The organism is Xenorhabdus anantnagensis, assembly GCF_028598555.1.
Classification (GTDB): Bacteria; Pseudomonadota; Gammaproteobacteria; order Enterobacterales; family Enterobacteriaceae; genus Xenorhabdus; species Xenorhabdus anantnagensis.
Genome location: NZ_JAQRFN010000005.1, coordinates 139,281 through 162,792, shown reverse-complemented (window position 1 = coordinate 162,792; position 23,512 = coordinate 139,281). Strand labels below are relative to the sequence as shown.

Genomic DNA, 23,512 nt, shown 5'->3' with positions numbered 1-23,512 from the left:
TTGAATAATTGAGGATAAAGTTGATTGAAGCTCCTCAGTGACAGGTTAGTAACAGGAATTTAGCTTTTTTATTGGTGTCTATTAAAAAGACAATTTGTGTCAACTTTACATCGACCTACTTTAGTTTTAAAGTTAATCATACGATTGATATATTTTTTCGACATTCTTGAAAATTCTTTGCAACAGGAAATATCTTAACATGGCAGCGAAGACGGCTCAGACATTACGAGGCGAACAAGCCAGGCAGCAACTTCTAGAATCAGCAATAGAAATCTTTGGCAAATCAGGTCTGGATGGTGCTACTACCCGCAACATTGCCCAACACGCACAACAAAATATCGCAGCCATCGCATACTATTTTGGTTCCAAAGAAGGATTATACCTTGCAGTTGTACAACATATTGCCGATAAGCTAAAATCAGAGTTTTCCCCCCTCATTGAAACAATAGATCGTTTTTTTGCTGAAACACCGAAACCCTATCCTCAAGACCAAATATTGGAATTTATTCATCAGGGAATGGTTAGCTATAACCGACTGATTTTCGAGAAAAGTAGTATCAATATCAGCCGGATCATGTCCCATGAACAATTAACGCCAACAGAGGCCTACAGTGTCATACATGATCAGGGACTGGCTCCAATTTATTCCCGGCTGAATAAACTCATCGCCAATTATATCGGCGCTGATGAACGCCAGATTTCCACCCAAATCCACACCCATGCCTTATTGGGTGAGATTCTTTCTTTCCGTCTGGCTCGGGAAGCTTTATTACGCCAAACAGGATGGGATAATATTGGTGCCAAAGAATACGAATTAATCAATCAGGTTTTATCCCAACACATCAATTTATTACTTGATGGATTAAGAAAGCAGTCATTCAGTCAGCAATAAACTCAGTATTTAAGCATTAAAAACATAATCATTAAAAACATAAGCATTAAAACGTATATACCCAATAGCTTCTCAATTGGCGGTATAACCAACGAAACCATCGCTTGAAAGATAGAGGGTATAAATTGAACAAGGCATAAGGGATAGTATGAACAGTAAAAAGTTTGCTCTTGCCCTATTGGCGCTCATTGTTGTTATCGGTGCTATTGTTGGTATTTATTATTATCAGGAACAAAATGGCAGGGAGCTGACCTTGTATGGCAACGTTGATGTCAGGACGGTCAACCTTAGTTTTCGGGTTGTAGGCAAGCTGTCTGCTCTGCAAGTGGATGAAGGTGATGCCATTACTGTGGGCCAGACGCTGGGCCGCCTCGACGAGGCACCCTTTATCAATGCATTGAATCAAGCCAAAGCCGCTCGTGATGTCGCCAAGGCAAATCTTGCCAAAACCGAAGCAGGTTATCGTAGCGAAGAAATAGCCCAAGTACGTGCTGAAGTTGCTCAAAAAGAGTCAGCATTCCGTTTTGCGAATAACTTCCTGAAACGTCAGCAAGGATTGTGGCAAAGTAAAACCATCTCAGCCAATGATCTGGAAAATGCCAGAACCGGACGTAATCAAGCACTGGCCGCTTACCAAGCGGCAAAAGATAAATTGCATCAGTTCGAAACTGGTTATCGCATAGAAGAAATTGCGGCAGCAAAAGCTCAGCTTGCTCAAGCAGACGCGACCGTCGCACAGGCTGAACTCGATTTAAAAGATACCCAACTCACCTCACCATCAGCAGGTGTGATCCTGACCAGAGCCATTGAACCGGGCACAATGCTGGCAGCTGGCAATACTGTTTTCACCCTGTCACTCACCAATCCCGTTTGGATCAGGACATACATTGATGAACCCAACCTCAATCAGGCCATCGCTGGGCGGGAAATCCTGATTTATACCGATGGCCGGAAAAATCAGCCTTATCATGGCAAAATCGGTTTTGTTTCTCCAACCGCCGAATTTACCCCTAAAAATGTCGAGACACCTGATCTAAGAACAGACTTAGTTTATCGTATGCGGATCATTGTCCTTGATCCCGATAGCGGCCTGAAACAAGGAATGCCTGTCACCTTGCGTTTTGCCGATTCAAATTTTACTAAAGCTAATTTGCCTGAAGCAAAAAACTTTACTGAAACAAACAAGTAAGGCGATAACATGACCAGTTCAGCTTATACGATAAAACTGAACGGCGTGGAGAAAAATTTTCCAGGTTTGGAGATCCCAGCTGTATCTCATCTCCAGGCAGAAATTCAGGGCGGATCAGTGACGGGTCTTGTCGGTCCTGATGGCGCTGGAAAAACCACGCTGATAAGAATGTTAGCCGGATTATTGAAACCTGATAGCGGCAATATTGAAATCATGGGGCTTGATCCCATCAAGGACAGCGTTCAAGTACGTGCTGAACTTGGCTATATGCCACAGAAATTTGGCTTGTATGAAGATTTAACCGTAATGGAAAATCTGACTTTATATGCCGATCTCCGTGGTGTACTTGGCGAGAAACGCAACACAACATTTCAAAAATTACTGAACTTCACGGACTTAACCCACTTTACCGAACGATTGGCAGGAAAACTATCCGGTGGCATGAAACAAAAACTGGGGCTTGCTTGTACATTATTGGGCAGCCCGAAAATTTTGCTGCTGGATGAACCGGGCGTAGGCGTTGACCCCATCGCCCGTCGTGAGTTATGGCAAATGGTACATGAACTCGCTTCCGACGGAATGTTGATCCTGTGGAGTACTTCTTATTTAGATGAAGCCGAGTTATGTCGTGATGTTTTGCTCATGAATCGGGGAAAACTGCTCTATCGCGGTCAACCACAAGATTTAACGCAAGGTATTGCGGGCCGATCTTTTTTGCTTGATGTTAAACAAAGTGCCCGGCGCAAGATGCTGCAACATGCCCTCACCTTGCCACAAGTTACTGATGGTGTAATTCAGGGGAGATATGTTCGTCTGATCTTAAAAGAAGAGGCGGATAAAAGCGAATTACTCCAACAAATAAGGCTGCCTGAAGCCAGTATCTTTGATGCCGAACCACGTTTTGAAGATGCATTTATCGATTTATTGGGTGGCGGCCCCTCTCATCGTTCTGAATTGGCTGAAATCATGCCGCAAATCCCGCCAAATCCGACAGAAACCGTGATAGAAGCTTGTAGCCTGACTAAAAAATTTGGCGATTTTGCTGCCACTGATCATGTGGATTTTCAGGTGAAGCGGGGAGAAATTTTCGGCTTATTGGGACCGAATGGTGCAGGGAAATCAACTACCTTCAAAATGATGTGTGGTTTGATGATCCCCACGTCAGGCAAAGCACTGGTTCTGGATATGGATTTAAAAATCGGTTCAGGCAAGGCTCGCCAACGTCTTGGTTATATGGCTCAGAAGTTTTCACTTTATGGCAACTTAACTGTTGAGCAGAATCTTAAGTTTTTTTCTGGTGTTTACGGCCTGAAAGGTCACCATCAAAAAGAAAAGATGTCTGGCATGATCCGTGCTTTCAATCTCGAGCCAATTTTATATCAAAAGACTGATAGCCTTCCGCTCGGATTTAAGCAACGACTAGCCCTTTCCTGCGCATTAATGCATGAGCCTGACATTCTGTTTTTGGATGAACCCACTTCAGGCGTTGACCCACTTACTCGCCGGGAATTCTGGCTGCATATCAATGGCATGGTGGATAAAGGGGTAACAGTGATGGTAACAACCCATTTTATGGATGAGGCAGAATATTGTGACCGTATCGGGCTGGTATTCCGAGGCAAGTTGATTGCAGCAGGGACACCTGATGAGCTGAAACAGCTAGTCGCCACGGATGAACTCCCTAATCCCTCCATGGAGGATGCTTTTATCGATCTCGTGGTGAATTACGATAAGGAGCCACAATGAGTCATCATGAACATGTCACATCTGAACTTGCAACCTCCCCAAAAGCAGTGGGTTTCTCATGGCGCCGGTTGAAAGCACTCTGTATCAAGGAGACTAAACAGATTATCCGTGATCCCAGCAGTGCTTTGATTGCAGTGGTTATTCCTTTGATGTTGCTGTTTATTTTTGGTTATGGCATTAACCTTGATTCCAGCAAACTTCGTCTCGGCATTTTAATGGAACAACAGAGCGAAGATGCCCGTGAATTAGTGAATGTATTTACAGGTTCGCCCTATATTGATGCCACTATCAGCGACAACCGCCAGCTCCTCATCAAAAAAATGCAGGAAAACCAAATCCGCGGCATTATCGTCATCCCAGTCAATTTTGATGCCCAGCTTGCCCGCGCAGACAGCCACGCCCCTATTCAGGTTATTACCGATGGCAGTGAACCCAACACAGCCAATTTTGTTCAGGGTTATACCAAAGGCATCTGGCAAATCTGGCTACAACAACGAGGACAAAATCGTGGTGTATCGACCACTCCTTTGATTGATACAGACATTCGCTATTGGTTTAACCCTGCTGCCATTAGCCGGCATTTTCTTATTCCCGGTGCCATTTCAATTATCATGACGGTGGTAGGCGCAATTCTAACCTCACTCGTGGTCGCCCGTGAATGGGAGCGCGGAACGATGGAAGCACTACTTTCAACCCAAGTCACCCGAACTGAATTATTGCTTGCCAAATTATTGCCCTACCAAATTCTGGGTTCTTTTGTCATGGTACTTTGCATGATATTCACAGTTTTTGTGCTGGATGTTCCCTATCGTGGTTCGCTTTGGATATTGGCGCTGGTCTCCAGCCTTTATCTCGCCACTGCCTTGGGTATGGGTTTACTGATTTCGACCCTGACTCGCAATCAGTTCAATGCGGCGATGATTTCTCTGAATGCGGCTTTTTTACCTGCCATTATGTTGTCTGGTTTTGTTTTCGAAATAGACAGTATGCCTGTGCTTATTCAGGCTTCGACTTATGTTATACCTGCTCGTTACTTTGTCAGCAGCCTACAGACACTCTTTCTGGCTGGAAATATTGGCACTGTGTTGATTACAAATCTGCTTTTGCTGATTGCCAGCTCCATCGTCTTCATTGGTCTGACCGCGTGGAAAACCCGTCGGCATCTGGATTAAAAAGGAAAGAGCATGTTTTACCGTCTGTATACACTTATCATGAAAGAGTTGCAGTCTCTTCTGAGAGAGCCGCAAACACGGAATATTCTGATTCTGACAGTGATTATACAAATGATCCTGTTTCCGTGGGCAGCAACATTGGAGGTCAAAAACGCCGCCATTGCCATTTATAATGAAGACAAAGGACAGGCATCAATTGAATTGACTCAACGGCTGGCAAAATCGAAAGCATTTCCTGATGTTATCTTGCTAACCAGCTCGCAAGAAATTCGTCCTACACTGGATAACCGTAAGGCACTACTGCTGGTGCGTTTTCCTCAAAATTTCAGCGCGAATATTGCCCACCAGAAGCCAACTTCAATTCAAGTTTTGCTGGATGGACGTAATTCAAACAGTGCTCAAATTGCTGCCAATTATATTCAACAAATTGTGATGGATTACCAGAAACAGCTATTGGGAAATCCCCCCAACTTTAATAACAGTGAGTTAATCATCCGTAACTGGTACAACGCCAATTTGGATTATAAGTGGTTTGTCGTGCCATCGCTGGTTGCCATGATTACCACTATTGGTGTTCTGATCGTAACGGCATTGTCAGTCGCACGTGAACGTGAACAAGGAACGCTGGATCAATTATTGGTTTCTCCGCTGGCAACATGGCAAATTTTCCTTGGCAAAGCTATTCCGGCGCTGGTTGTCGCAACTATACAAGCCAGCCTTGTTTTGCTGATTGGAACGCTGTTCTATCAAATTCCTTTCGCTGGCTCATTATTGTTATTTTATGGCTGCATGTTGATCTATGGATTATCTCTGGTTGGCTTCGGCTTGCTAATTTCTGCGGTTTGTTCCACTCAACAACAGGCATTTATCGGTGTATTTGTGTTTATGATGCCCGCTATTTTACTTTCTGGGTATATCTCTCCGGTTGAAAATATGCCCGTCTGGTTACAGAACATAACGTGGATTAACCCAATCCAGCATTTTACTGATATCACCAAGCAGATTTATTTGAAAGGGGCGGATCTATCCGTTATTTGGCCGAATTTATGGCCTTTATTAGTGATTACTGCAACAACTGGTGGGATTGCTTATCGGCTATTCCGCAGTAAGATTGCATGATAATAGCTCAAAATATAAGACCTCAATAATAGGAGAGAGCGAATATTGGTAGATACTGGCTCTCTTCCTCAATTTTTTCTTTTTTCAGAAGATATTTGATTCAGGAAATATCTGAGACCGATAATTGTGTAATATCATGTTGCATCAATCGATAACCACAGGTTGCCGCCAAGAATACGACGATGCCAGCGCTCAGAGTGACAAAAAAACCTGACTGAACCCCCATTTCATCTACTACCCATCCAGCAACAACGTGTATATTGCATTGTGATTGATGGCGATACAGTTGTGGTAAGTTTTATGTCAGCGATTCTTGCATAGCAATCACATGAATACTCACGTGACAACCGCAACGGATAAGATTAAATTCATATAATATATATATATTTAAAACTCAACATTTCATTGAATTTATTCATTTATAATAGAAGTGAAAATGTGAAAATGGAATTCAAGAGATAAAGTATTATTAAGCTCGGATGATTTCGTTGTTTTTATAATAACTTCTGAAAGTTATCAATTAGTGGACAAATATACTAATAATATAAAGATACTTTATAATGAACATATAGACTTTACTTACCACTCACCACAATGAGTTATTTATTATTTCCAACTAAAAACCCTGCCAAGCAGGGTTTTTATATGAACAGATAATTTGCTATATCAGCGATTAACGACGATCACCCAGAATACGCAGCAACATCAAGAACAAGTTAATGAAGTCAAGATACAGAGTCAACGCGCCAATAATAGAATATTTACGCAAATTCTCTTTATCATTCACATCCAGTTCTTCACCCATTTCTTTCAGTTTTTGGGTATCGTATGCAGTCAAGCCCGCAAAAATTACAACACCAATATAGGTGATTACCCACATCAATGCTGGGCTTTTCAACCAGATGTTTATCAGGGAAGCCAGAAGGATACCGATTAGCCCCATAAACAGGAAGCTACCCAGACCGCTCAAGCTACGTTTAGTGGTATAACCATAAATGCTCAGTGCACAAAACATTCCCGCTGAAATGAAGAACGTGCTGGCAATAGAACTCTCCGTATACTTAATCAAAACACAGGAAAGTGTCAATCCCGTTAGTATGGAATACAGCATAAACAACCCTGTTGCCAATGCTCCACTCATTTTATGAACCAAACCAGACAGAACAAACACCAGTGCAACCTGTGCGATAACCAAGCCAAAAAAAACAACTTTGTTTGATAAAATGGTGAGTAAAATTTCAGGAGTATTTACCACATACCACGCAACAAATGCTGTTAACAACAGGCCACAAGTCATCCAACCGTAGACTTGCGCCATGTAAGTTTGTACACCAGAACCAGCTTTCTGGACAATCGAATCATTAGAACGTTGATATCGATCCATGATGATTACCTTTTCATGATAATGATTAAAGATTAAGACTGTTTAAAAAAACAACCCACTCAAAAACTATACATTAGCATAGAATATTAGCAAAACCATCCGCCAATGAATGACCATTGATACTTTATTTATCTGTCCAATTTTCGAGATAACTCACAATATGAGCCACCAGACTGATTTCAGCATCTTATTATTATCAGTAATTATTGCCAATAATTTATTTTACCAGCGATTTGCCGCATCCTGATCACGCTGCCTCGTCTCGACCCAGCGCTCTCTTTCTGCAAGAAATTCTTTCTTCCAGAATGGTGCCTTGGTTTTCAGATAATCCATAATGAATTCAGCCGCCATAAACGCTATATTGCGATGAGAACTGGTAACACCAACAAATACAATCTCATCCCCTGGATAAAGTTCACCAATGCGGTGGATAATACTGACTCGTTGCAAAGGCCAGCGTTGGCGCGCTTCATCAACAATTTTCTGCAACATCTTTTCTGTCATGCCCGAATAATGTTCCAGTGTTAGCGCCTTAACATTATCTCCTAAGTTATGGTTGCGAACTTTACCCGTAAAGGTTACAACAGCACCATCTTCATCACACTGCGAGAGCCATTGATATTCTTCACCAACATTGAATGTCCCCCGTTGAACACTAATCCGCGTATTTCCCATTTCATCCCCCCGTCACAGGAGGGAAAAACGCCACTTCATCACCATCATTTAAGGCATGTTCGGCATGAACAAAAGATTGATTCACGGCAGACAGCAATTTGCCTTCTTCTAATGCCAGCGCCCATCTTTCACCTTTTTCAATCAGTGCATGACGAAGGTGCGCTACAGTTGGGTAATTATTCGGTAATTCAAGGCAGTCTGTTCCCACCAGTTCACGGACTTGAGCGAAAAATAGTACCTTTATCATGCTTCCACCTTAAAATCCCCTGATTTGCCACCGCTTTTTTCCAATAAACGTACAGGCCCGATGACCATGTCTTTTTGCACGGCTTTACACATGTCATAAATCGTCAAAGCGGCTACCGATGCCGCTGTCAAAGCCTCCATCTCCACACCTGTTTTTCCGGTCAAACGGCAACAAGATTCGATTCTGACACGGTTGTGTTCTGTTTGTGCTTCCAGTTGAACCTCTACTTTATTCAGTAACAGCGGATGGCAAAGCGGAATCAATTCCCACGTCCGCTTTGCCGCTTGAATACCTGCAATACGGGCAGTAGCAAAAACATCTCCTTTATGGTGATCACCAGCAATAATCATGGCTAAAGTTTCAGCCTGCATTTCAACAAATGCTTCTGCCCGTGCTTCACGCACAGTTTCCAATTTGGCAGAAATATCCACCATATGAGCTTCACCCGCAGTATTGATATGGGTTAATTGAGACATTCTTTGCTCCTAAAAAATTGCGCCTGAAAATGAATCTTGCAGTTAGGTTAACCACCAATAAAAGAAAGATTCTGGGTGATACCACTGTCACCCTGATGTAAAAAGTGAGTCTCACGCTTATGACGCAACCCACCTTGAATGCGTAGTTTCAAAGCATCGAGTGATGCATCATCGGACAATAAATCACGCAATGGAATGCCCTGTTCACCAAACAAGCACAAATGAAGATTGCCAATCGCGGATACTCTCAGGCGATTGCAGCTTTGGCAAAAATCTTTTTCATACGGCATGATAAGGCCAATTTCCCCCTGATAATCAGGATGATGGAAAACTTGAGCCGGCCCGTCACTACGCTCACGCTGCTGCTGTTGCCAACCCTGTTGCAATAGTTGGCGGCGAATCACTTTCCCAGAAACATGATGACGATGAAAAATGTCACTACCTTCCCCTGTTTCCATCAGTTCAATAAAACGCAACTGGATAGAGCGATATTTAATCCAATCAAGAAAGGCTGACAGGTTGATATCATTTACATTTTTCATCAGCACTGCGTTAACTTTCACTGTGTTGAATCCCACCTCAAAAGCCGCGTCAATGCCACGCATAATCTGGAAAAACTTATCCTGCCCAGTAATGGCGTAAAATTGTCGGGGATCCAAACTATCAACACTGACGTTAATAGCTGTCAGGCCAGCCGATTTCCATTGGGATACATCCCGCTCCATACGGTAGCCGTTAGTTGTGACAGCAATTTTTTTAATTTGCGGATTTTCATGAACTGCTGCGATAATGTCGCAAAAATCACGGCGCATGGTGGGTTCTCCCCCCGTTAAGCGGATTTTTTCTGTGCCAAGTTCAGCAAATGCCCGGCTAACGCGACGAATTTCTGGCAGGGAAAGAAATGATTTATGGCCATAAGGCCGGTATCCATCAGGTAGACAATATGTGCAACGAAAGTTACACACATCGGTAATAGATAATCTCAAGTAATAGAACTTGCGCAAGAATGCATCAACAAGTTGTTCCACAATAACACCTTCCAAGTACGGGAGATGCCGGCATTTCTACCTTGCATCTTGGTGACTCAGGAGCCACGGCCAGAGCATCATATCAATGTGGTATCCATTTGATAGAACAGCGACTTAGACACAGAGGCTAGGAGTTAATATCAGTTAAATTTTTATATGAATAATTACGCGAGTAACGATGTGCTCGCCAAAGATTCTAACTCTTAAGATAACAAAAAGCTAATGCCCAATCCGATATATACCTTATTATACAACGAGTTAACCATTCACAATGACACCAGGTTATTACGGTATTTCTAAGCTGCCGCACGAAAATATCAAGCAAAAAACGGCACAAAATTACATCAGTTTCTGAAAGCATCATATTTTATGATAAATTAGATAAGATTTATTAAATTCTACGTTTAGTCAGTAACAGGAATCCTATGCGAAATCGCACATTAGCTGATTTGGATCGCGTTGTCGCCCTCGGCGGCGGCCATGGACTTGGACGCGTTATGTCTTCCCTTTCTTCCCTCGGAACCCGCCTGACAGGAGTTGTAACGACAACTGATAATGGTGGCTCAACCGGTAGAATACGACGCTCAGAAGGCGGAATAGCGTGGGGAGATATGCGTAATTGCCTCAATCAGTTAATCACGGAACCCACTATTGCTTCGACTATGTTTGAATATCGATTCAGCGGCAATGGCGAATTATCCGGGCATAATTTGGGCAATTTGATGTTGAAAGCACTGGATCATTTAAGTGTCCGCCCTCTTGAAGCGATTAACTTGATCCGTAACCTATTGAAAGTCAATGCAAAGTTGATTCCCATGTCGGAACAATCGGTTGATTTAATGGCAATTGATGATCAAGGCAATACCGTGCATGGCGAAGTGAATGTCGATCAGCTCAATTGTATACCACAAGAGCTATCGCTTTACCCTCGCGTCAACGCCACTAAAGAAGCATTGGATGCCATTGAGCAAGCAGATTTAATTCTGATCGGCCCCGGTAGTTTTTTCACCAGCCTAATGCCATTGTTGTTATTAGAAGATTTAACACAATCCCTGCGACGCAGTAACGCTAATATGATTTATATCGGTAACTTAGGGAAAGAACTTAGCCATGCCGCGACTAAGTTATCGTTAGAAGATAAAATCGAAACCATGGAGAGTAAGATTGGCCGTAAGATGATTAATGCGCTTATTGTCGGCCCATGTACCGATATCAGTCCTTTCAGTGATCGGATCGTGACACAACAAGTTTTAGAAGCACAGGATATCCCTTACCGCCATGATCGTGAATTATTGCGCCAGGCAATTGAACACACCCTGCAAAAATTGGGTTAAATCGGCGACCATCAGGAATTAGCGATAAATTGTGCTCGCAATTCCTGAACCTGATCACGAATGCTGGCCGCTTTTTCAAACTCAAGATCCCGTGCATGTTGGTACATTTTTTCTTCCAACTCACGGATTTTACTCTCTAGCTCTTTGGCTGATAAATTGTGGTAATCATCCGTGCCCAAGGCAACTTTACTTTTTCCTTTGGTTCTTCCTTTACCATGAACGGGTTGACCAATTTTCAGGATATCACCGATTTTTTTGTTCAACCCTTGCGGTACAATACCGTGCTCTGTATTAAATGCCTGTTGTTTAGCACGACGGCGCTCTGTTTCCTCAATAGCCTTCGCCATTGAATTCGTGATTTTGTCGCCATATAAAATGGCTTTACCATACAGGTTACGTGCTGCACGGCCGATAGTCTGGATTAGAGATCGCTCTGAACGAAGGAAGCCCTCTTTGTCTGCATCTAAAATTGCCACGAGGGAAACTTCCGGCATATCCAAACCTTCACGCAATAAGTTAATGCCAACCAAAACATCAAATTCACCGAGACGAAGATCACGGATAATTTCTACCCGTTCAACGGTATCAATGTCGGAATGAAGATAACGTACTCGCTCACCATGCTCTTCCAAGTATTCTGTCAAGTCTTCCGCCATCCGTTTGGTTAAGGTCGTTACCAACACTCGCTCATTTTTTGCCGCACGAATTCGGATTTCAGACAGTAAATCATCCACTTGAGTTGCTACAGGACGAACTTCAACTTCTGGGTCAATTAGCCCCGTCGGACGCACAACTTGTTCAACAACGTCATTGCCAGATTTTTCTAATTCATAGTGACCAGGAGTGGCTGAAACATAAATGCTCTGTGGTGCCAATGCCTCAAATTCCTCAAACCGCAATGGACGGTTATCCAGCGCTGACGGCAAACGGAAACCATATTCCACTAATGTTTCCTTACGGGAGCGATCCCCTCGGTACATTCCACCAATCTGTGGAATGGTCACGTGAGATTCGTCCACCACCAGCAAACCGTTTGCCGGGAGATAGTCAAACAGCGTTGGAGGTGGTTCACCAGCGGAACGACCAGATAGATAACGGGAGTAATTTTCAATGCCGGAGCAGTAACCCAATTCATTCATCATTTCGAGATCGAATTGTGTTCGCTGGGTGATGCGCTGTTCTTCCAATAACTTGTCTGATGCCAACAGAACCTTGCGCCGTTGCACCAACTCAGTTTTGATCTCTTCCATCGCCTGAAGAATACGTTCACGCGGTGTAACATAGTGAGTTTTGGGATAGATGGTATAACGCGGGATATTGTACTGTACCTGTCCCGTCAGCGGATCAAACAAGGAAAGGCGCTCAACTTCATCATCGAATAATTCCACACGCAATGCATGTTCATTCGATTCTGCCGGGAAAATATCAATCACTTCACCACGTACCCGAAATGTTCCGCGCTGGAATGCTTGATCATTACGGGCATATTGCAGTTCTGCCAAGCGACGTAAGATAGCACGCTGGTCAATTAACATACCATCAGTTAAGTGAAGCATCATTTTCAAATAGCTATCAGGATCACCTAAACCGTAAATTGCAGAGACAGAAGCCACCACAACAACATCACGGCGTTCCAGCAAGGCTTTTGTAGCAGACAAACGCATCTGCTCAATATGTTCATTTACTGAAGCGTCTTTTTCAATAAAGGTATCGGAACTGGGCACATAGGCTTCTGGCTGGTAATAATCGTAATAGGATACAAAATACTCCACAGCATTCTCAGGAAAGAACTCTTTCATTTCGCTATAAAGCTGTGCTGCCAATGTTTTATTGGGAGCAAGGATCATGGTGGGACGATTTAAGTTTGCGATAACATTCGCAATCGTAAAAGTTTTACCTGACCCCGTAACCCCCAAAAGCGTCTGATGGGCTAATCCATCTTCCAGCCCTTCCTGTAATTGTCTGATGGCCGATGGCTGATCGCCTCCCGGCTTAAAATCAGAATGTAACTTGAATACCTTGCTCGTTTCTTTGCTCATTTTCCCCACGCCATCCGTACACTGACAAAACCCTTTTATGATACTGGATAAAAAACCAGCTTCAAGTAAGTTGATAAAATAATATTATTTTTGTTTGAAGAAAGATCTGGAAAGATTCCTTGGAAACAAGCCACTGCTTATTTATATATTCATAAAATGTGATATTCACACTATGATATTAACCTTTAATTAACATTAATGATGGCTATTTTTAGCCTCAAATAATGGGCTTGATTTTTCTTATTTTTGTATTAGCAATAGAAATCGCAAAGCTCTGAATAGCAGAGGAGAACCAAAAAAGATTGATTTTATTTAACCAGTTGATTTTTTTCATAAAAAAAATACAAGTCGAGAATAGCAGCAAATCTTGCGCAAACCGCGTATTACCTTGCACGAGGATGATTTTCTAAAACTAATACACAAAGTTATCCACAACAATAGTGGATAACCCAGCAAAACCTATCAAGCATCGGCGATTGCGGGGTTATTCTTGTTTATAAATTTTTTCAATGGCGAAATATTTTATGCTGTTTTAGAATTGATTTTCGCTATTTGTTGTTCAAAAACATCTCAATCATTGTTGAAATAAAATACTTTTTATGTAAAAAAAATCGACTGAACAACCATTCTCGACACCAATTTTAACTAACTCAAAGTAAATAATTAGTTAACCAATGAATCAATAGTAATGTATTTACCTATATTACTTTTATCATCTGATTCACTCAAATGAGGAATAATCCCCAATAAAGGTGCAGGGATCATGCGCTTTAGTGTCTCCAAATATGCCGCCTGATGTTTGCCTGCCGGCTCAATTTCATTAGCAACCCAACCTGCCAGTTTCAATCCAGCATACTGAATAGCTTTCGCGGTTAATACTGCATGGTTAATACAACCTAATTTGACACCGACAGTCAAAATTACCGGTAAATTCTCTTGAATCACCCAATCAGCAAAAGTCGTATTGTCCGATAGTGGTGTATACCATCCCCCCGCCCCCTCAATCAAAACCCAATCAGATTTCTTTTCCAATGCTCCCAAACCCTTTGATAAAACAGAAAAATCTATTGGTTGATTAAGTTCTGCGCTTACAATGTGAGGCGATGTAGGTTCAACAAATACCAGAGGATTTACTTCCTGATAAGTTAATGACACTGCACTATTACGTTGTAAAGCCAGTGCATCACCATTACGTATCCCCTCAGCTGTCATCCCACTCCCTGATGCCACAGGCTTGTAACCCGCAGTCTGATATCCTTTTTTATTGGCAGCTTGCAGCAAAGCACAACTAACAACTGTTTTACCTACTTCAGTATCGGTTCCTGTAAGAAAATATTTATTTGTCACAATAAATGACTCCAAAAGCAATTTGATAGCTTAATGGGTAATTCCCATTATTCCGTGGATATGCTTCAGCAAGAATATTGAGACGTTTTCTCGTCATTAATCCCTGTTGGCGACCATGATGAAGATGTGTTGCGCCGATCCCTTTTAGAGAATTCAGCAAGGGCAACAATTGTGGGTAATGCTGGTGATATTCCCGGTTAATGACTTTATGTCGATAGGGCTGACATGCTTGCATGATTGCCCTTAATGGCAGAAATTGATTGATATGCGGATAATCATCCACGCGCTCCCACGCTGCTTCCAATTCATTCAGCGAACCCTGCGCTAGCGTGGAAAATACGATAAGGCCACCGGGACGGGTAACACGATAAAATTCCCGCAATGCACATGGCAAATCATTGCACCATTGTACCGCCAGATTACTGAAACAGAGGTCTGCACTGTTATCCGCCAATCCCAAATGTTCAATGTCCCCTTGCAGATAGTAATCGGCGACTTGCTGTCTCTTGGCATGGCTCAACATGCCGGAAGCCAGATCCAGTGCAATAACTTGTTTACCCTGCTGTTTCCAGCGAGCACTAAAAAAACCTGTTCCACACCCTGCATCCAATACCCGTATACCGATATTTTCCGCTTGTGCCAGCTCCATCAAATACTCACCTGTTTGCTGCTGCAATTTAGCCACAGTGTCATACTTGGAAGCCGCGCGTCCAAAAGCACCTGCAATTGCTTGTTTGTCAACAGATTTAACAACCAGATCCATGCAGCGCCTCCAGTAATGTATCAATATCGTGCTGTGTATGATTTGCTGTCAGCGTAATGCGTAATCGTGCACCATCAGGGGGAACCGTTGGTGGAAGTATCGCTTTGACCCACACTTTTTTTTGCCTGAGCACATGAGATAGTGCGGTACAGCGTTCATTGTCACCAACGATTAATGGCTGGATGGCTGTTTCTGAATTCATCAATACAAAAGGTAGCTGCTGCGCTTCACGGCGAAAGTAACGAATATTATTTTGCAATCGCTGGCGCAACTCATCTCCTGCTCTGATTTGTTGTACTGCTTCGGAAAGTGCCACTGCCTGCGCAGGTGGCATTGAGGTACTGTAAATCAGGTGTCTGGCATATTGGAGCAAGTATTCTGCGGTTTGCTCATCACATAAAACTGCGGCTCCACTCAATCCAAATGCCTTACCAAAGGTGATGATCAAAATCTCCGGCTTAACATTTTGCACCCAGCAACTACCACGTCCTTCATCACCATGAATACCGATGCCATGAGCATCATCCACCATCAACCAACTCGCTGTAGATTTCGCTTGCTGTACAATAGATTCAAGCGGAGCACAATCTCCATCCATGCTGAAAACACCTTCCGTTACTACCAGCGTTTTGCCAGCACACGCTTTCGCCAAGCGTTGTTGTAAATGTTGTTGTAAAGATCCCATGTTATTGTGCAGAAAACGCCGACATTGTGCCGGAGAGTGCATTGCGGCTTCCATCAACGATGCATGGCTCAGGCGATCAGCAATAATGCAATCTTCTTTTTCCATCAAAGCCGCAATCACGCCTTGATTAGCGGCATAGCCAGAAATAAACAGTAAGGCGCGCGAGTATCCCAACCACTCAGCCAATTGTTGTTCCAGAATATTATGTGCAACGGTGTAACCCGTAACATGTCCTGAGCCTCCACTGCCCACACCATATTGTTGGGCACCTTGCTGCCAGGCAGCAATAATCTGGGGATGTCGGCTTAATCCAAGATAATCGTTACTGGAGAAATTAAGATACTGGCCGTTTGAAGTGCATAGTAAACGCCCATCAGATCCCTGATGGACTTGCCTATTACGCCATAGCGAAGTGCCCCGACGTTCGGCTAAACGTCGGGAGAGAGAATCTGACCAGTTCATCATATTGCCGCATTATAGAATTGTTCGTTATCCGCATTATGAATAATGGCTTCAGTCAAGTGCTCCTGCTGTTGATTATCACCAAATGCCGTTCTTGTCTGTTGAGGATTGATGCCTAAACGACGGAACAGTTGCAGATCTTTATCTTCTTCTGGATTTGGTGTGGTCAGCAATTTGCAGCCGTAGAAAATGGAATTGGCCCCTGCCATAAAACACATGGCCTGAGTTTGTTCATTCATCTGTTCACGTCCTGCGGATAAACGGACATGAGATTTTGGCATCATGATTCGCGCCACGGCAATAGTTCGAATAAAGTCAAAAGGATCGACATCTTCATTGTCTTCCAGTGGCGTCCCTTTTACTTTCACCAACATATTGATCGGTACACTTTCCGGCGGTTTAGGTAAATTCGCCAACTGCACCAATAACGCTGCACGATCACGAATTTCCTCTCCCAAACCAACGATACCGCCCGAGCAAACTTTAATGCCCGCATCCCGGACATTATCCAACGTGTTCAGTCTGTCCTGATAACTGCGCGTGGTGATGATATTGCCGTAAAATTCTGGCGAGGTGTCTAAGTTATGGTTGTAATAGTCCAGGCCAGCCTCTGCCAAGCGTTGTGCCTGAGATTGATTCAGCATTCCCAGCGTCATGCAGGTTTCCATTCCCAGCTCTTTAACTTCTTTGACCATTTTTTCCAAATACGGCATATCACGTTCATGCGGGTTTTTCCAAGCTGCCCCCATACAAAAACGGGTTGAACCCGCATTTTTAGCTTTGTGTGCTGACTCAATGACTTTTTCCACTTCCATCAACCGCTCTTTTTCCAAGCCAGTTTTGTAGCGGGAACTTTGTGGGCAATATTTACAGTCTTCTGGGCAAGCCCCTGTCTTTATCGAAAGCAGTGTACTGACTTGTACTTGTTGTGGATCAAAATGCTCGCGATGTACCTGTTGTGCCTGAAATAATAATTCAAAAAAAGGTTTATCAAACAAGCCCTGTGCCTGCTTGATTGTCCATTGTTGACGCTCGCTCACAATAACATCTCCGATGTAAAAAATGTTGTCAGTTTAAATAACGCCGTTATCATGTCAACCAAAATGAACTCAAAAAGGTTTACAACAAAGTTATTATGACTCCTTCTGATCTTGAATTTGACCAGCGCCATATTTGGCATCCGTATACCTCAATGACTAATCCACTTCCTACCTATCCCGTCGCATCAGCCACAGGTGTGGAGCTGGTTTTATCAGATGGGCGAAAATTGATTGATGGCATGTCTTCATGGTGGGCTGCTATCCACGGTTATAATCATCCTGTTATCAATCAGGCGGTAAAGGCACAGATCGATAAGATGTCTCATGTTATGTTTGGCGGCATAACCCACCTTCCTGCTGTTGAACTGTGCAGACAATTAGTCGCAATGACACCTGATTCTCTGGAATGTGTTTTTTTGGCTGATTCAGGATCGGTTGCAGTAGAAGTCGCCCTAAAAATGGCATTGCAATATTGGCAAGCCAAAGGGAAAAAACGCCATCGCTTTCTGACACTGCGTCATGGTTATCATGGTGATACTTTCGGAGCTATGTCTGTCTGCGATCCAGATAATTCCATGCATAATTTGTACAAAGGCTATCTCCCCAATCACCTGTTTGCCGATGCTCCGCAATGTCAGTTTGGTAATGAGTGGCAACCGGAAGATATTGATTCTTTGAGGCGATTATTGTTGCAATACCATGATGAAATTGCCGCTGTCATTTTAGAACCTATTGTTCAGGGTGCGGGCGGAATGAGGATTTATCACGCTGAATATCTACGTCAGGTTCGCCAACTTTGTAACGAATACCAGATTTTGTTGATTGCAGACGAAATTGCTACCGGATTTGGTCGAACTGGCAAGCTATTTGCCTGTGAACATGCACAGATTGAACCGGATATATTATGCTTAGGCAAAGCATTGACGGGGGGATATATGACATTATCCGCAACACTGACTACCCGTCATGTTGCTGAAACTATTAGCCAAGGTGAAGCAGGCTGTTTTATGCATGGCCCAACTTTTATGGGAAATCCTCTGGCTTGTGCTGTTGCCAATGCCAGCCTGAAATTACTCTCAGATAGCCCGTGGCAACAACGTATTCAATCAATTGAAACTCAATTAAAAGCTGAATTATTCCCCCTCAAGCCACACAATTCGGTCAAAGATATTAGGGTCTTGGGGGCTATAGGAGTTGTTGAAATGAAACAGCCCGTTGATATCGCCTCATTGCAATGTCATTTCGTTAAACATGGTGTATGGATCAGGCCATTTGGGCGATTAATTTATTTGATGCCTCCTTATATTATTCAACCAGAACAGCTATCGAGACTGACAACTGCTATTGCTGGTGCAATAAATTAAAGAACAATATATCTATACCCTTCGTCTTTCAAATTGCCTCTTTGTTGGCTGCACTTACTCACCCCGGTCACATATTTATTCATGTGGCCACATGAACAAAAAACCAGTAAAAAAATCGATTTAAATATAAGTTAAAAAAACAGCAAAAATAGTATCCAATGCTATTTTACGACATTAACCAATATTTAATAATCATATCTCTAATAAAAAATAAAAGACTATTAACTTATACTCAAAAAACACTCTCTGACAAATATTAATTACCAAAATAATGGCTCTTATATCACCATAAAATAAATTCTCTGATATATTCATCATGCAATCAAATTTATTTAAACAACAAGGAAAATATCATGAATACAGAAAATTTATTCACACCTTCCAATGAAGAAAATCAAGATGTATTTGAGCTATCTCAAAATAGGTATGAACAAGAAATCGCACATTATGAAGCTCTGGTAAAAGAAAAACCTGAACTCGCTCATCTGTTTTCAGATAATGTTAAACCAGACTCATTAACCATCCCTGTTTTGAATCAAACAGAGTTTGTTAGTGGGTATTTTAACATTAATACATATCACCAATATGGCAGCTTTCCCTTTATCCAAATATCATCTCACTCCACTACCATTGGACATGCACCCAATGTAGGAAGAAAGACTAACTTCAATGGCTATATTCAAGGCGGATATAATACTCCACTCTTGAATTTTAATAACATTCATCTTGGTGGAGTAGTAAAATATCCTCACTCCATTGTAAATACACCATTAAACATTCAACTCTATATTTATCCAAGAAATATCATCTTGCGTCTTCTTAAAGGAAACGTTTATTTGGGTGATTTATATTCCGTACAACAAAATCACATATTAATTACATATCCTATTGTTCTATCTGGTATTGGAACTTTTAACTTGATTCCATATCAATAAATTAAATTATTATTTTATAACCAAGATATTATTGAATCTAATCACTAAATAAATTTTTATAATAGTGATACACTCTGCTATGAAAATCCCTCACCCCTTGCTCTGCAAGGGGTGAGAAAGTGATCGAGCATTTTAAATGCTTATTTAACAGCATTATCGTTTAAGTAATGCCTTGAATTGTCTGGACGGTGGATGTATTTAATTCTGGAATGACCGTTACGAGCCGTTTTTCTGTACATACTATCAATTAGGCTATCAATGAGCTGAGGAAGCATCTCTTTATTGAAAGATCCACAACCTGCATGATATAAAACTCCACCGCAATTCGGTTCAAATATAAATAAGCTGTTGTTATTCCAAACTATAACTCCCATATGATTATCAATTGATTTGTAATTTCTATAATGATAACTTGGGGAATTACTACGATTATTATCATTATCAATACGCACCATAGATAACATACCATAACCATTTAATTCTTCTATATCTATATTTTTTGACGACCTAAAATAATTATTCTGACAATTTGACTGTTGTTTTTCCGTAATTTATTTATACATACTATCAGACCTTGAATATGATAATTTGAATTTAATCATATATTCTTCTGCAAGGCTGAATGACTTCTTTGGACATAACTTCGCTACATTTTGTTTATATACTAAATGTGATAAAAGACAAAAGCTAATGCCAAAACATAACCCCTTTGAAATATAATTATTAGGTCGATAGTATTTTTGATCAAAGCGGAAAAACTCACTTGTATAAGGATCACCTACATTTATTTGGTTCATATATTCATTCACAACAATTAACTTTAATATATCCTTCGCCTTTCAAATTGGGTATATACAAAAAATCTTATGTAACACATTGAATTATGGCGTCTAAATCCATGACATATTGAAGGAATTTTATAATCCTTATGACTTGCAACATTAGCCCAAGATCATTATCGTCACAATTAGAATTACAAATCTTTATAAAATAAGTTTTCGAAATAGCAAATCACTTGGAGAGAGCTCAGTCCGATTTTTGCGATCTAATTAATCACGACAAATCACAATACAGGCTGAATCATGCCTAGCATAGCACCAATACCCAAATATGAATGCCAACAAATGAGAAAGCTTATCCATAAAACCCATGATAAGCACTAAACCCACCGATTGAATAAATTACATTATATGGATTGGTGGGACTCAAAAGCTTGCCAACTGGCAAGCTGCCTTAATGTGCAAACTATTATATTAATCTTAGACAACTACTGCATCTATCATTGTTCGCAGCCACATAGCTAGCTATGTGGCTGCAAGCTCTCTTACTGATTTGGTAATAACTTTCTGATAAAAAAATAAATTTATATTTATAAGACAATGAATAATACTTATCATAACATTATTTTAATTTCATTAGAAAATGAAAATAATAAATGGCGTTTTTAGAAGAGAAAAAAGTTTTGTGGAAAATATATTTTATTTAATATTTTAATAAATAACCCATTAAAAAATGTTGCCGCGCCCAAAATAGCGCGGCTCAGGTTTACAGTGCCAATACTGTAATCCACATCGGGCCTTTACCAACCGGATAACGTGCCAGTTGAGTCAATTCCCCGGAATATTTATCAATACTTGACACTGAAATATGATCCGATTTCTGCCCTGACGCAATCAAGAAATGACCACTGTGATCAATGGCAAAACCACGAGGCTGGGTTTCTGTCGGATAATGTCCCGCTAATGTCAGATGATAGCCATCTTCTGAAATACGGAAATGGCTGATCAGGCTCTCTGAACGTTCACTGGTATAAAGGTGTCGGCCATCAGGTGTAATGTGAATATCTGCCGACCAACGAACATTGGAAAAATCTGTTGGTAGCGAATCAATTGATTGCACAATACGGTATTTTTCCCATTTATGCAGAACATCAACCGTTGAATCCAATTCATTAATGCAGTAAATCGCCTGTTTTTTCGGATGAAATGCCATATGGCGTGGGCCTGCATCCGCTGCTGTGGTAATTGCATCTGCTCGGTTTTCTGTCAAATACCCCTGCTCGTCCAAATTGAAAATACGAATATGATCTTCTTTCAGGCATGGAACCAGTAATTGACGATTTTCACAATCAATATTGGCAGAGTGTGGTGCTTGTAGGCCTTCTACAATTTGGCTCGGTGCTTTGACGATTCCATTTTCATCAATAGGATGGACACTTAAGTTATTGAAGCTGTAAGAAGCAGAAAATAAAAAGCGTCCTGTTCTGTCAGTGGATATATGGGTCGGACTACCCGGTAATGGTGAAATGGCCTGCTGTTCAAGGCACCCGTCTTCGTCAATGGCATAAGTCACGATACTGAATTGAGGACGAATTCCCACATATAAGTGTTTGCCATCAGGATTAACGACCATTGGCTGTACTTCACCTGGCACGTTCACGGTCTGGAGAAGCGAAAGTTCCCCTGCCACATTAAGCGACCATACGTGAATTTGTCGGCTGTTTGGGCTGGCTGTATAAACCACCTGTTTCATGTTTTCTCCTTAATGCTTCATTACCATTTCATTGATCTATAAAGATTCTTGAAAAGTTTTGTCTGCTAAACTGCTCATATGACAGTTTAATTATGTTCAACTACTGTATATTGTTTTGTTTATATCATAGACAACCCAGAGGCCAACTCATGTCATATCGCGTTATCGCGCTGGATCTAGATGGAACACTACTCGATCCACAAAAACATATTTTGCCAGAATCACTGGCAGCCCTAAATGAAGCCCGTCAATCAGGTATTAAAGTTCTGATTGTGACTGGACGCCATCATGTCGCCATCCATCCTTTCTATCAAGCGCTGCAACTTGATACTCCTGCCATTTGTTGTAATGGAACTTATTCATATGATTATCATGAAAAGAAAGTCTTGGCTTCTAATCCACTCTCCATTCAAGAAGCCTCTCAAGCACTTTCCTATCTGCAAAATACGGAAATTCAGCATCTGCTGTATGTTGATGATGCCATTTTATATCAATTTCCTCACACCGTAGCTCGAACCCTTGCATGGTCGGATTCTCTGCCTGAACACCAACGCCCTAATATTCAGCAAACAGGAAGCTTTCGAGATGCGATCCACAATGTGAATTTCATTTGGAAATTCGCCACCAGCTCACCCAATTTAGTAAAACTACGTGAGATTAGTGAACAAATTGAGGAAAATGTTGGCCTTGAGTGTGAATGGTCATGGTTTGATCAGATAGATATAGCTAAAAAAGGTAATAGCAAAGGCATGCGGTTACAGCAATGGGTGGAGTCGCAAGGCATGAGCATGAAAGATGTGATTGCTTTTGGTGATAATTATAACGATCTCAGTATGCTGGAAAGTGCTGGATTGGGGGTCGCTATGGGGAATAGCGTCGATGCTGTCAAAGAGCGGGCAGATATTATCACACGGGATAACACCCAACCCGGCATCGCTGAAGTCCTTCGAAAATACGTTCTGTAATTACCTTTGGCATTAATGGGGGTGTGAATCAGTCATGAGATGAGATGGCTCACTGCTGCACTCCCTAACATACATAACTCCCTATATGCATAATCGCCTATAAATATAGTTTCATGTT

Annotated in this window: 21 protein-coding genes and 1 riboswitch; of the genes, 9 read left to right on the top strand and 12 right to left on the bottom strand. The window is 41.7% G+C overall.

The window, feature by feature from the left end:
• Positions 1–199: 199 nt before the first annotated feature.
• The 5 genes from PSI14_RS06095 to PSI14_RS06075 all read left to right on the top strand — a co-directional run bounded on the left by PSI14_RS06095 (position 200) and on the right by PSI14_RS06075 (position 6,118).
• Positions 200–892 carry a transcriptional regulator gene (locus PSI14_RS06095; protein ID WP_273575006.1) on the top strand — a complete coding sequence of 231 codons (693 nt, stop codon included), beginning with the start codon at positions 200–202 and terminating at the stop codon, positions 890–892.
• A 148-nt stretch (positions 893–1,040) separates the two neighbouring features.
• A complete protein-coding gene (gene hlyD / locus PSI14_RS06090; RefSeq protein WP_273575004.1) occupies positions 1,041–2,081 on the top strand; it encodes a secretion protein HlyD in 1,041 nt (346 codons plus the stop codon).
• Positions 2,082–2,090: 9 nt separating this feature from the next.
• Entirely contained in the window at positions 2,091–3,827 is a 1,737-nt protein-coding gene (locus tag PSI14_RS06085) for an ATP-binding cassette domain-containing protein (protein ID WP_273575002.1), read from the top strand.
• Positions 3,824–4,999: an ABC transporter permease gene (locus tag PSI14_RS06080; RefSeq protein WP_273575000.1), complete on the top strand. Its 1,176-nt coding sequence runs from the start codon at positions 3,824–3,826 to the stop codon at positions 4,997–4,999. Before PSI14_RS06085 ends, PSI14_RS06080 begins: the two co-directional genes overlap by 4 nt.
• A 12-nt stretch (positions 5,000–5,011) precedes the next feature.
• Positions 5,012–6,118: an ABC transporter permease gene (locus PSI14_RS06075; RefSeq protein WP_273574998.1), complete on the top strand. Its 1,107-nt coding sequence runs from the start codon at positions 5,012–5,014 to the stop codon at positions 6,116–6,118.
• A gap of 673 nt (positions 6,119–6,791) precedes the next feature.
• Here PSI14_RS06075 and PSI14_RS06070 read toward each other — a convergent pair.
• From PSI14_RS06070 to moaA, 5 genes are all read right to left on the bottom strand, one after another.
• Positions 6,792–7,502 (bottom strand): Bax inhibitor-1/YccA family protein, encoded by a 711-nt coding sequence (locus PSI14_RS06070; RefSeq protein WP_273574996.1) that lies wholly within the window; start codon positions 7,500–7,502, stop codon positions 6,792–6,794.
• A 222-nt stretch (positions 7,503–7,724) separates the two neighbouring features.
• Positions 7,725–8,177: a molybdopterin synthase catalytic subunit MoaE gene (gene moaE / locus PSI14_RS06065; protein WP_273574995.1), complete on the bottom strand. Its 453-nt coding sequence runs from the start codon at positions 8,175–8,177 to the stop codon at positions 7,725–7,727.
• Position 8,178: 1 nt separating this feature from the next.
• Positions 8,179–8,424: a molybdopterin synthase sulfur carrier subunit gene (gene moaD, locus PSI14_RS06060; RefSeq protein WP_273574993.1), complete on the bottom strand. Its 246-nt coding sequence runs from the start codon at positions 8,422–8,424 to the stop codon at positions 8,179–8,181.
• On the bottom strand, positions 8,421–8,900 hold the full coding sequence (moaC, locus tag PSI14_RS06055; protein ID WP_273574992.1) for a cyclic pyranopterin monophosphate synthase MoaC: 480 nt from the start codon (positions 8,898–8,900) through the stop codon (positions 8,421–8,423). Before moaC ends, moaD begins: the two co-directional genes overlap by 4 nt.
• Positions 8,901–8,947: 47 nt before the next feature.
• On the bottom strand, positions 8,948–9,928 hold the full coding sequence (gene moaA, locus PSI14_RS06050) for a GTP 3',8-cyclase MoaA (RefSeq protein WP_273574990.1): 981 nt from the start codon (positions 9,926–9,928) through the stop codon (positions 8,948–8,950).
• Positions 9,918–10,074: riboswitch (molybdenum cofactor riboswitch) on the bottom strand. It overlaps the preceding gene by 11 nt.
• Positions 10,075–10,353: 279 nt before the next feature.
• Between moaA and yvcK the strand changes: the two genes are divergently transcribed.
• Positions 10,354–11,262, top strand: coding sequence for a uridine diphosphate-N-acetylglucosamine-binding protein YvcK (gene yvcK / locus PSI14_RS06045; RefSeq protein ID WP_273574988.1), 909 nt, complete (start codon positions 10,354–10,356; stop codon positions 11,260–11,262).
• 11 nt (positions 11,263–11,273) lie between these two features.
• On the opposite strand, the gene uvrB is transcribed toward yvcK, so the two are convergent.
• From uvrB to bioB, 5 genes are all read right to left on the bottom strand, one after another.
• A complete protein-coding gene (uvrB, locus tag PSI14_RS06040) occupies positions 11,274–13,301 on the bottom strand; it encodes an excinuclease ABC subunit UvrB (protein WP_273574986.1) in 2,028 nt (675 codons plus the stop codon).
• Positions 13,302–13,964: 663 nt separating this feature from the next.
• Positions 13,965–14,648: a dethiobiotin synthase gene (gene bioD / locus PSI14_RS06035; protein ID WP_273574985.1), complete on the bottom strand. Its 684-nt coding sequence runs from the start codon at positions 14,646–14,648 to the stop codon at positions 13,965–13,967.
• Positions 14,638–15,411, bottom strand: a complete 774-nt coding sequence (gene bioC, locus PSI14_RS06030) for a malonyl-ACP O-methyltransferase BioC (RefSeq protein WP_273574983.1) — start codon at positions 15,409–15,411, stop codon at positions 14,638–14,640. Before bioC ends, bioD begins: the two co-directional genes overlap by 11 nt.
• Positions 15,395–16,558: an 8-amino-7-oxononanoate synthase gene (gene bioF, locus PSI14_RS06025; protein WP_273575056.1), complete on the bottom strand. Its 1,164-nt coding sequence runs from the start codon at positions 16,556–16,558 to the stop codon at positions 15,395–15,397. Before bioF ends, bioC begins: the two co-directional genes overlap by 17 nt.
• On the bottom strand, positions 16,558–17,598 hold the full coding sequence (gene bioB / locus PSI14_RS06020) for a biotin synthase BioB (RefSeq protein WP_273574982.1): 1,041 nt from the start codon (positions 17,596–17,598) through the stop codon (positions 16,558–16,560). Before bioB ends, bioF begins: the two co-directional genes overlap by 1 nt.
• Before the next feature lie 95 nt (positions 17,599–17,693).
• On the opposite strand from bioB, the gene bioA reads away from it, so the two are divergent.
• Positions 17,694–18,962, top strand: a complete 1,269-nt coding sequence (bioA, locus tag PSI14_RS06015) for an adenosylmethionine--8-amino-7-oxononanoate transaminase (RefSeq protein ID WP_273574980.1) — start codon at positions 17,694–17,696, stop codon at positions 18,960–18,962.
• 353 nt (positions 18,963–19,315) lie between these two features.
• Entirely contained in the window at positions 19,316–19,897 is a 582-nt protein-coding gene (locus PSI14_RS06010) for a hypothetical protein (protein WP_273574979.1), read from the top strand.
• Positions 19,898–20,037: 140 nt separating this feature from the next.
• Here the strand turns inward: PSI14_RS06010 and PSI14_RS06005 are convergent, their stop codons facing one another.
• Together PSI14_RS06005 and pgl are read right to left on the bottom strand one after the other, a co-directional pair.
• Complete coding sequence (locus PSI14_RS06005; RefSeq protein WP_273574977.1) at positions 20,038–20,352, bottom strand: hypothetical protein; 315 nt, start codon at positions 20,350–20,352, stop codon at positions 20,038–20,040.
• 1,090 nt (positions 20,353–21,442) lie between these two features.
• On the bottom strand, positions 21,443–22,429 hold the full coding sequence (gene pgl, locus PSI14_RS05995; RefSeq protein WP_273574975.1) for a 6-phosphogluconolactonase: 987 nt from the start codon (positions 22,427–22,429) through the stop codon (positions 21,443–21,445).
• Positions 22,430–22,578: 149 nt separating this feature from the next.
• Here pgl and PSI14_RS05990 point away from each other — a divergent pair, with 149 nt between their 5' ends.
• Positions 22,579–23,394, top strand: coding sequence for a pyridoxal phosphatase (locus tag PSI14_RS05990; protein ID WP_273574974.1), 816 nt, complete (start codon positions 22,579–22,581; stop codon positions 23,392–23,394).
• Positions 23,395–23,512: the final 118 nt, after the last annotated feature.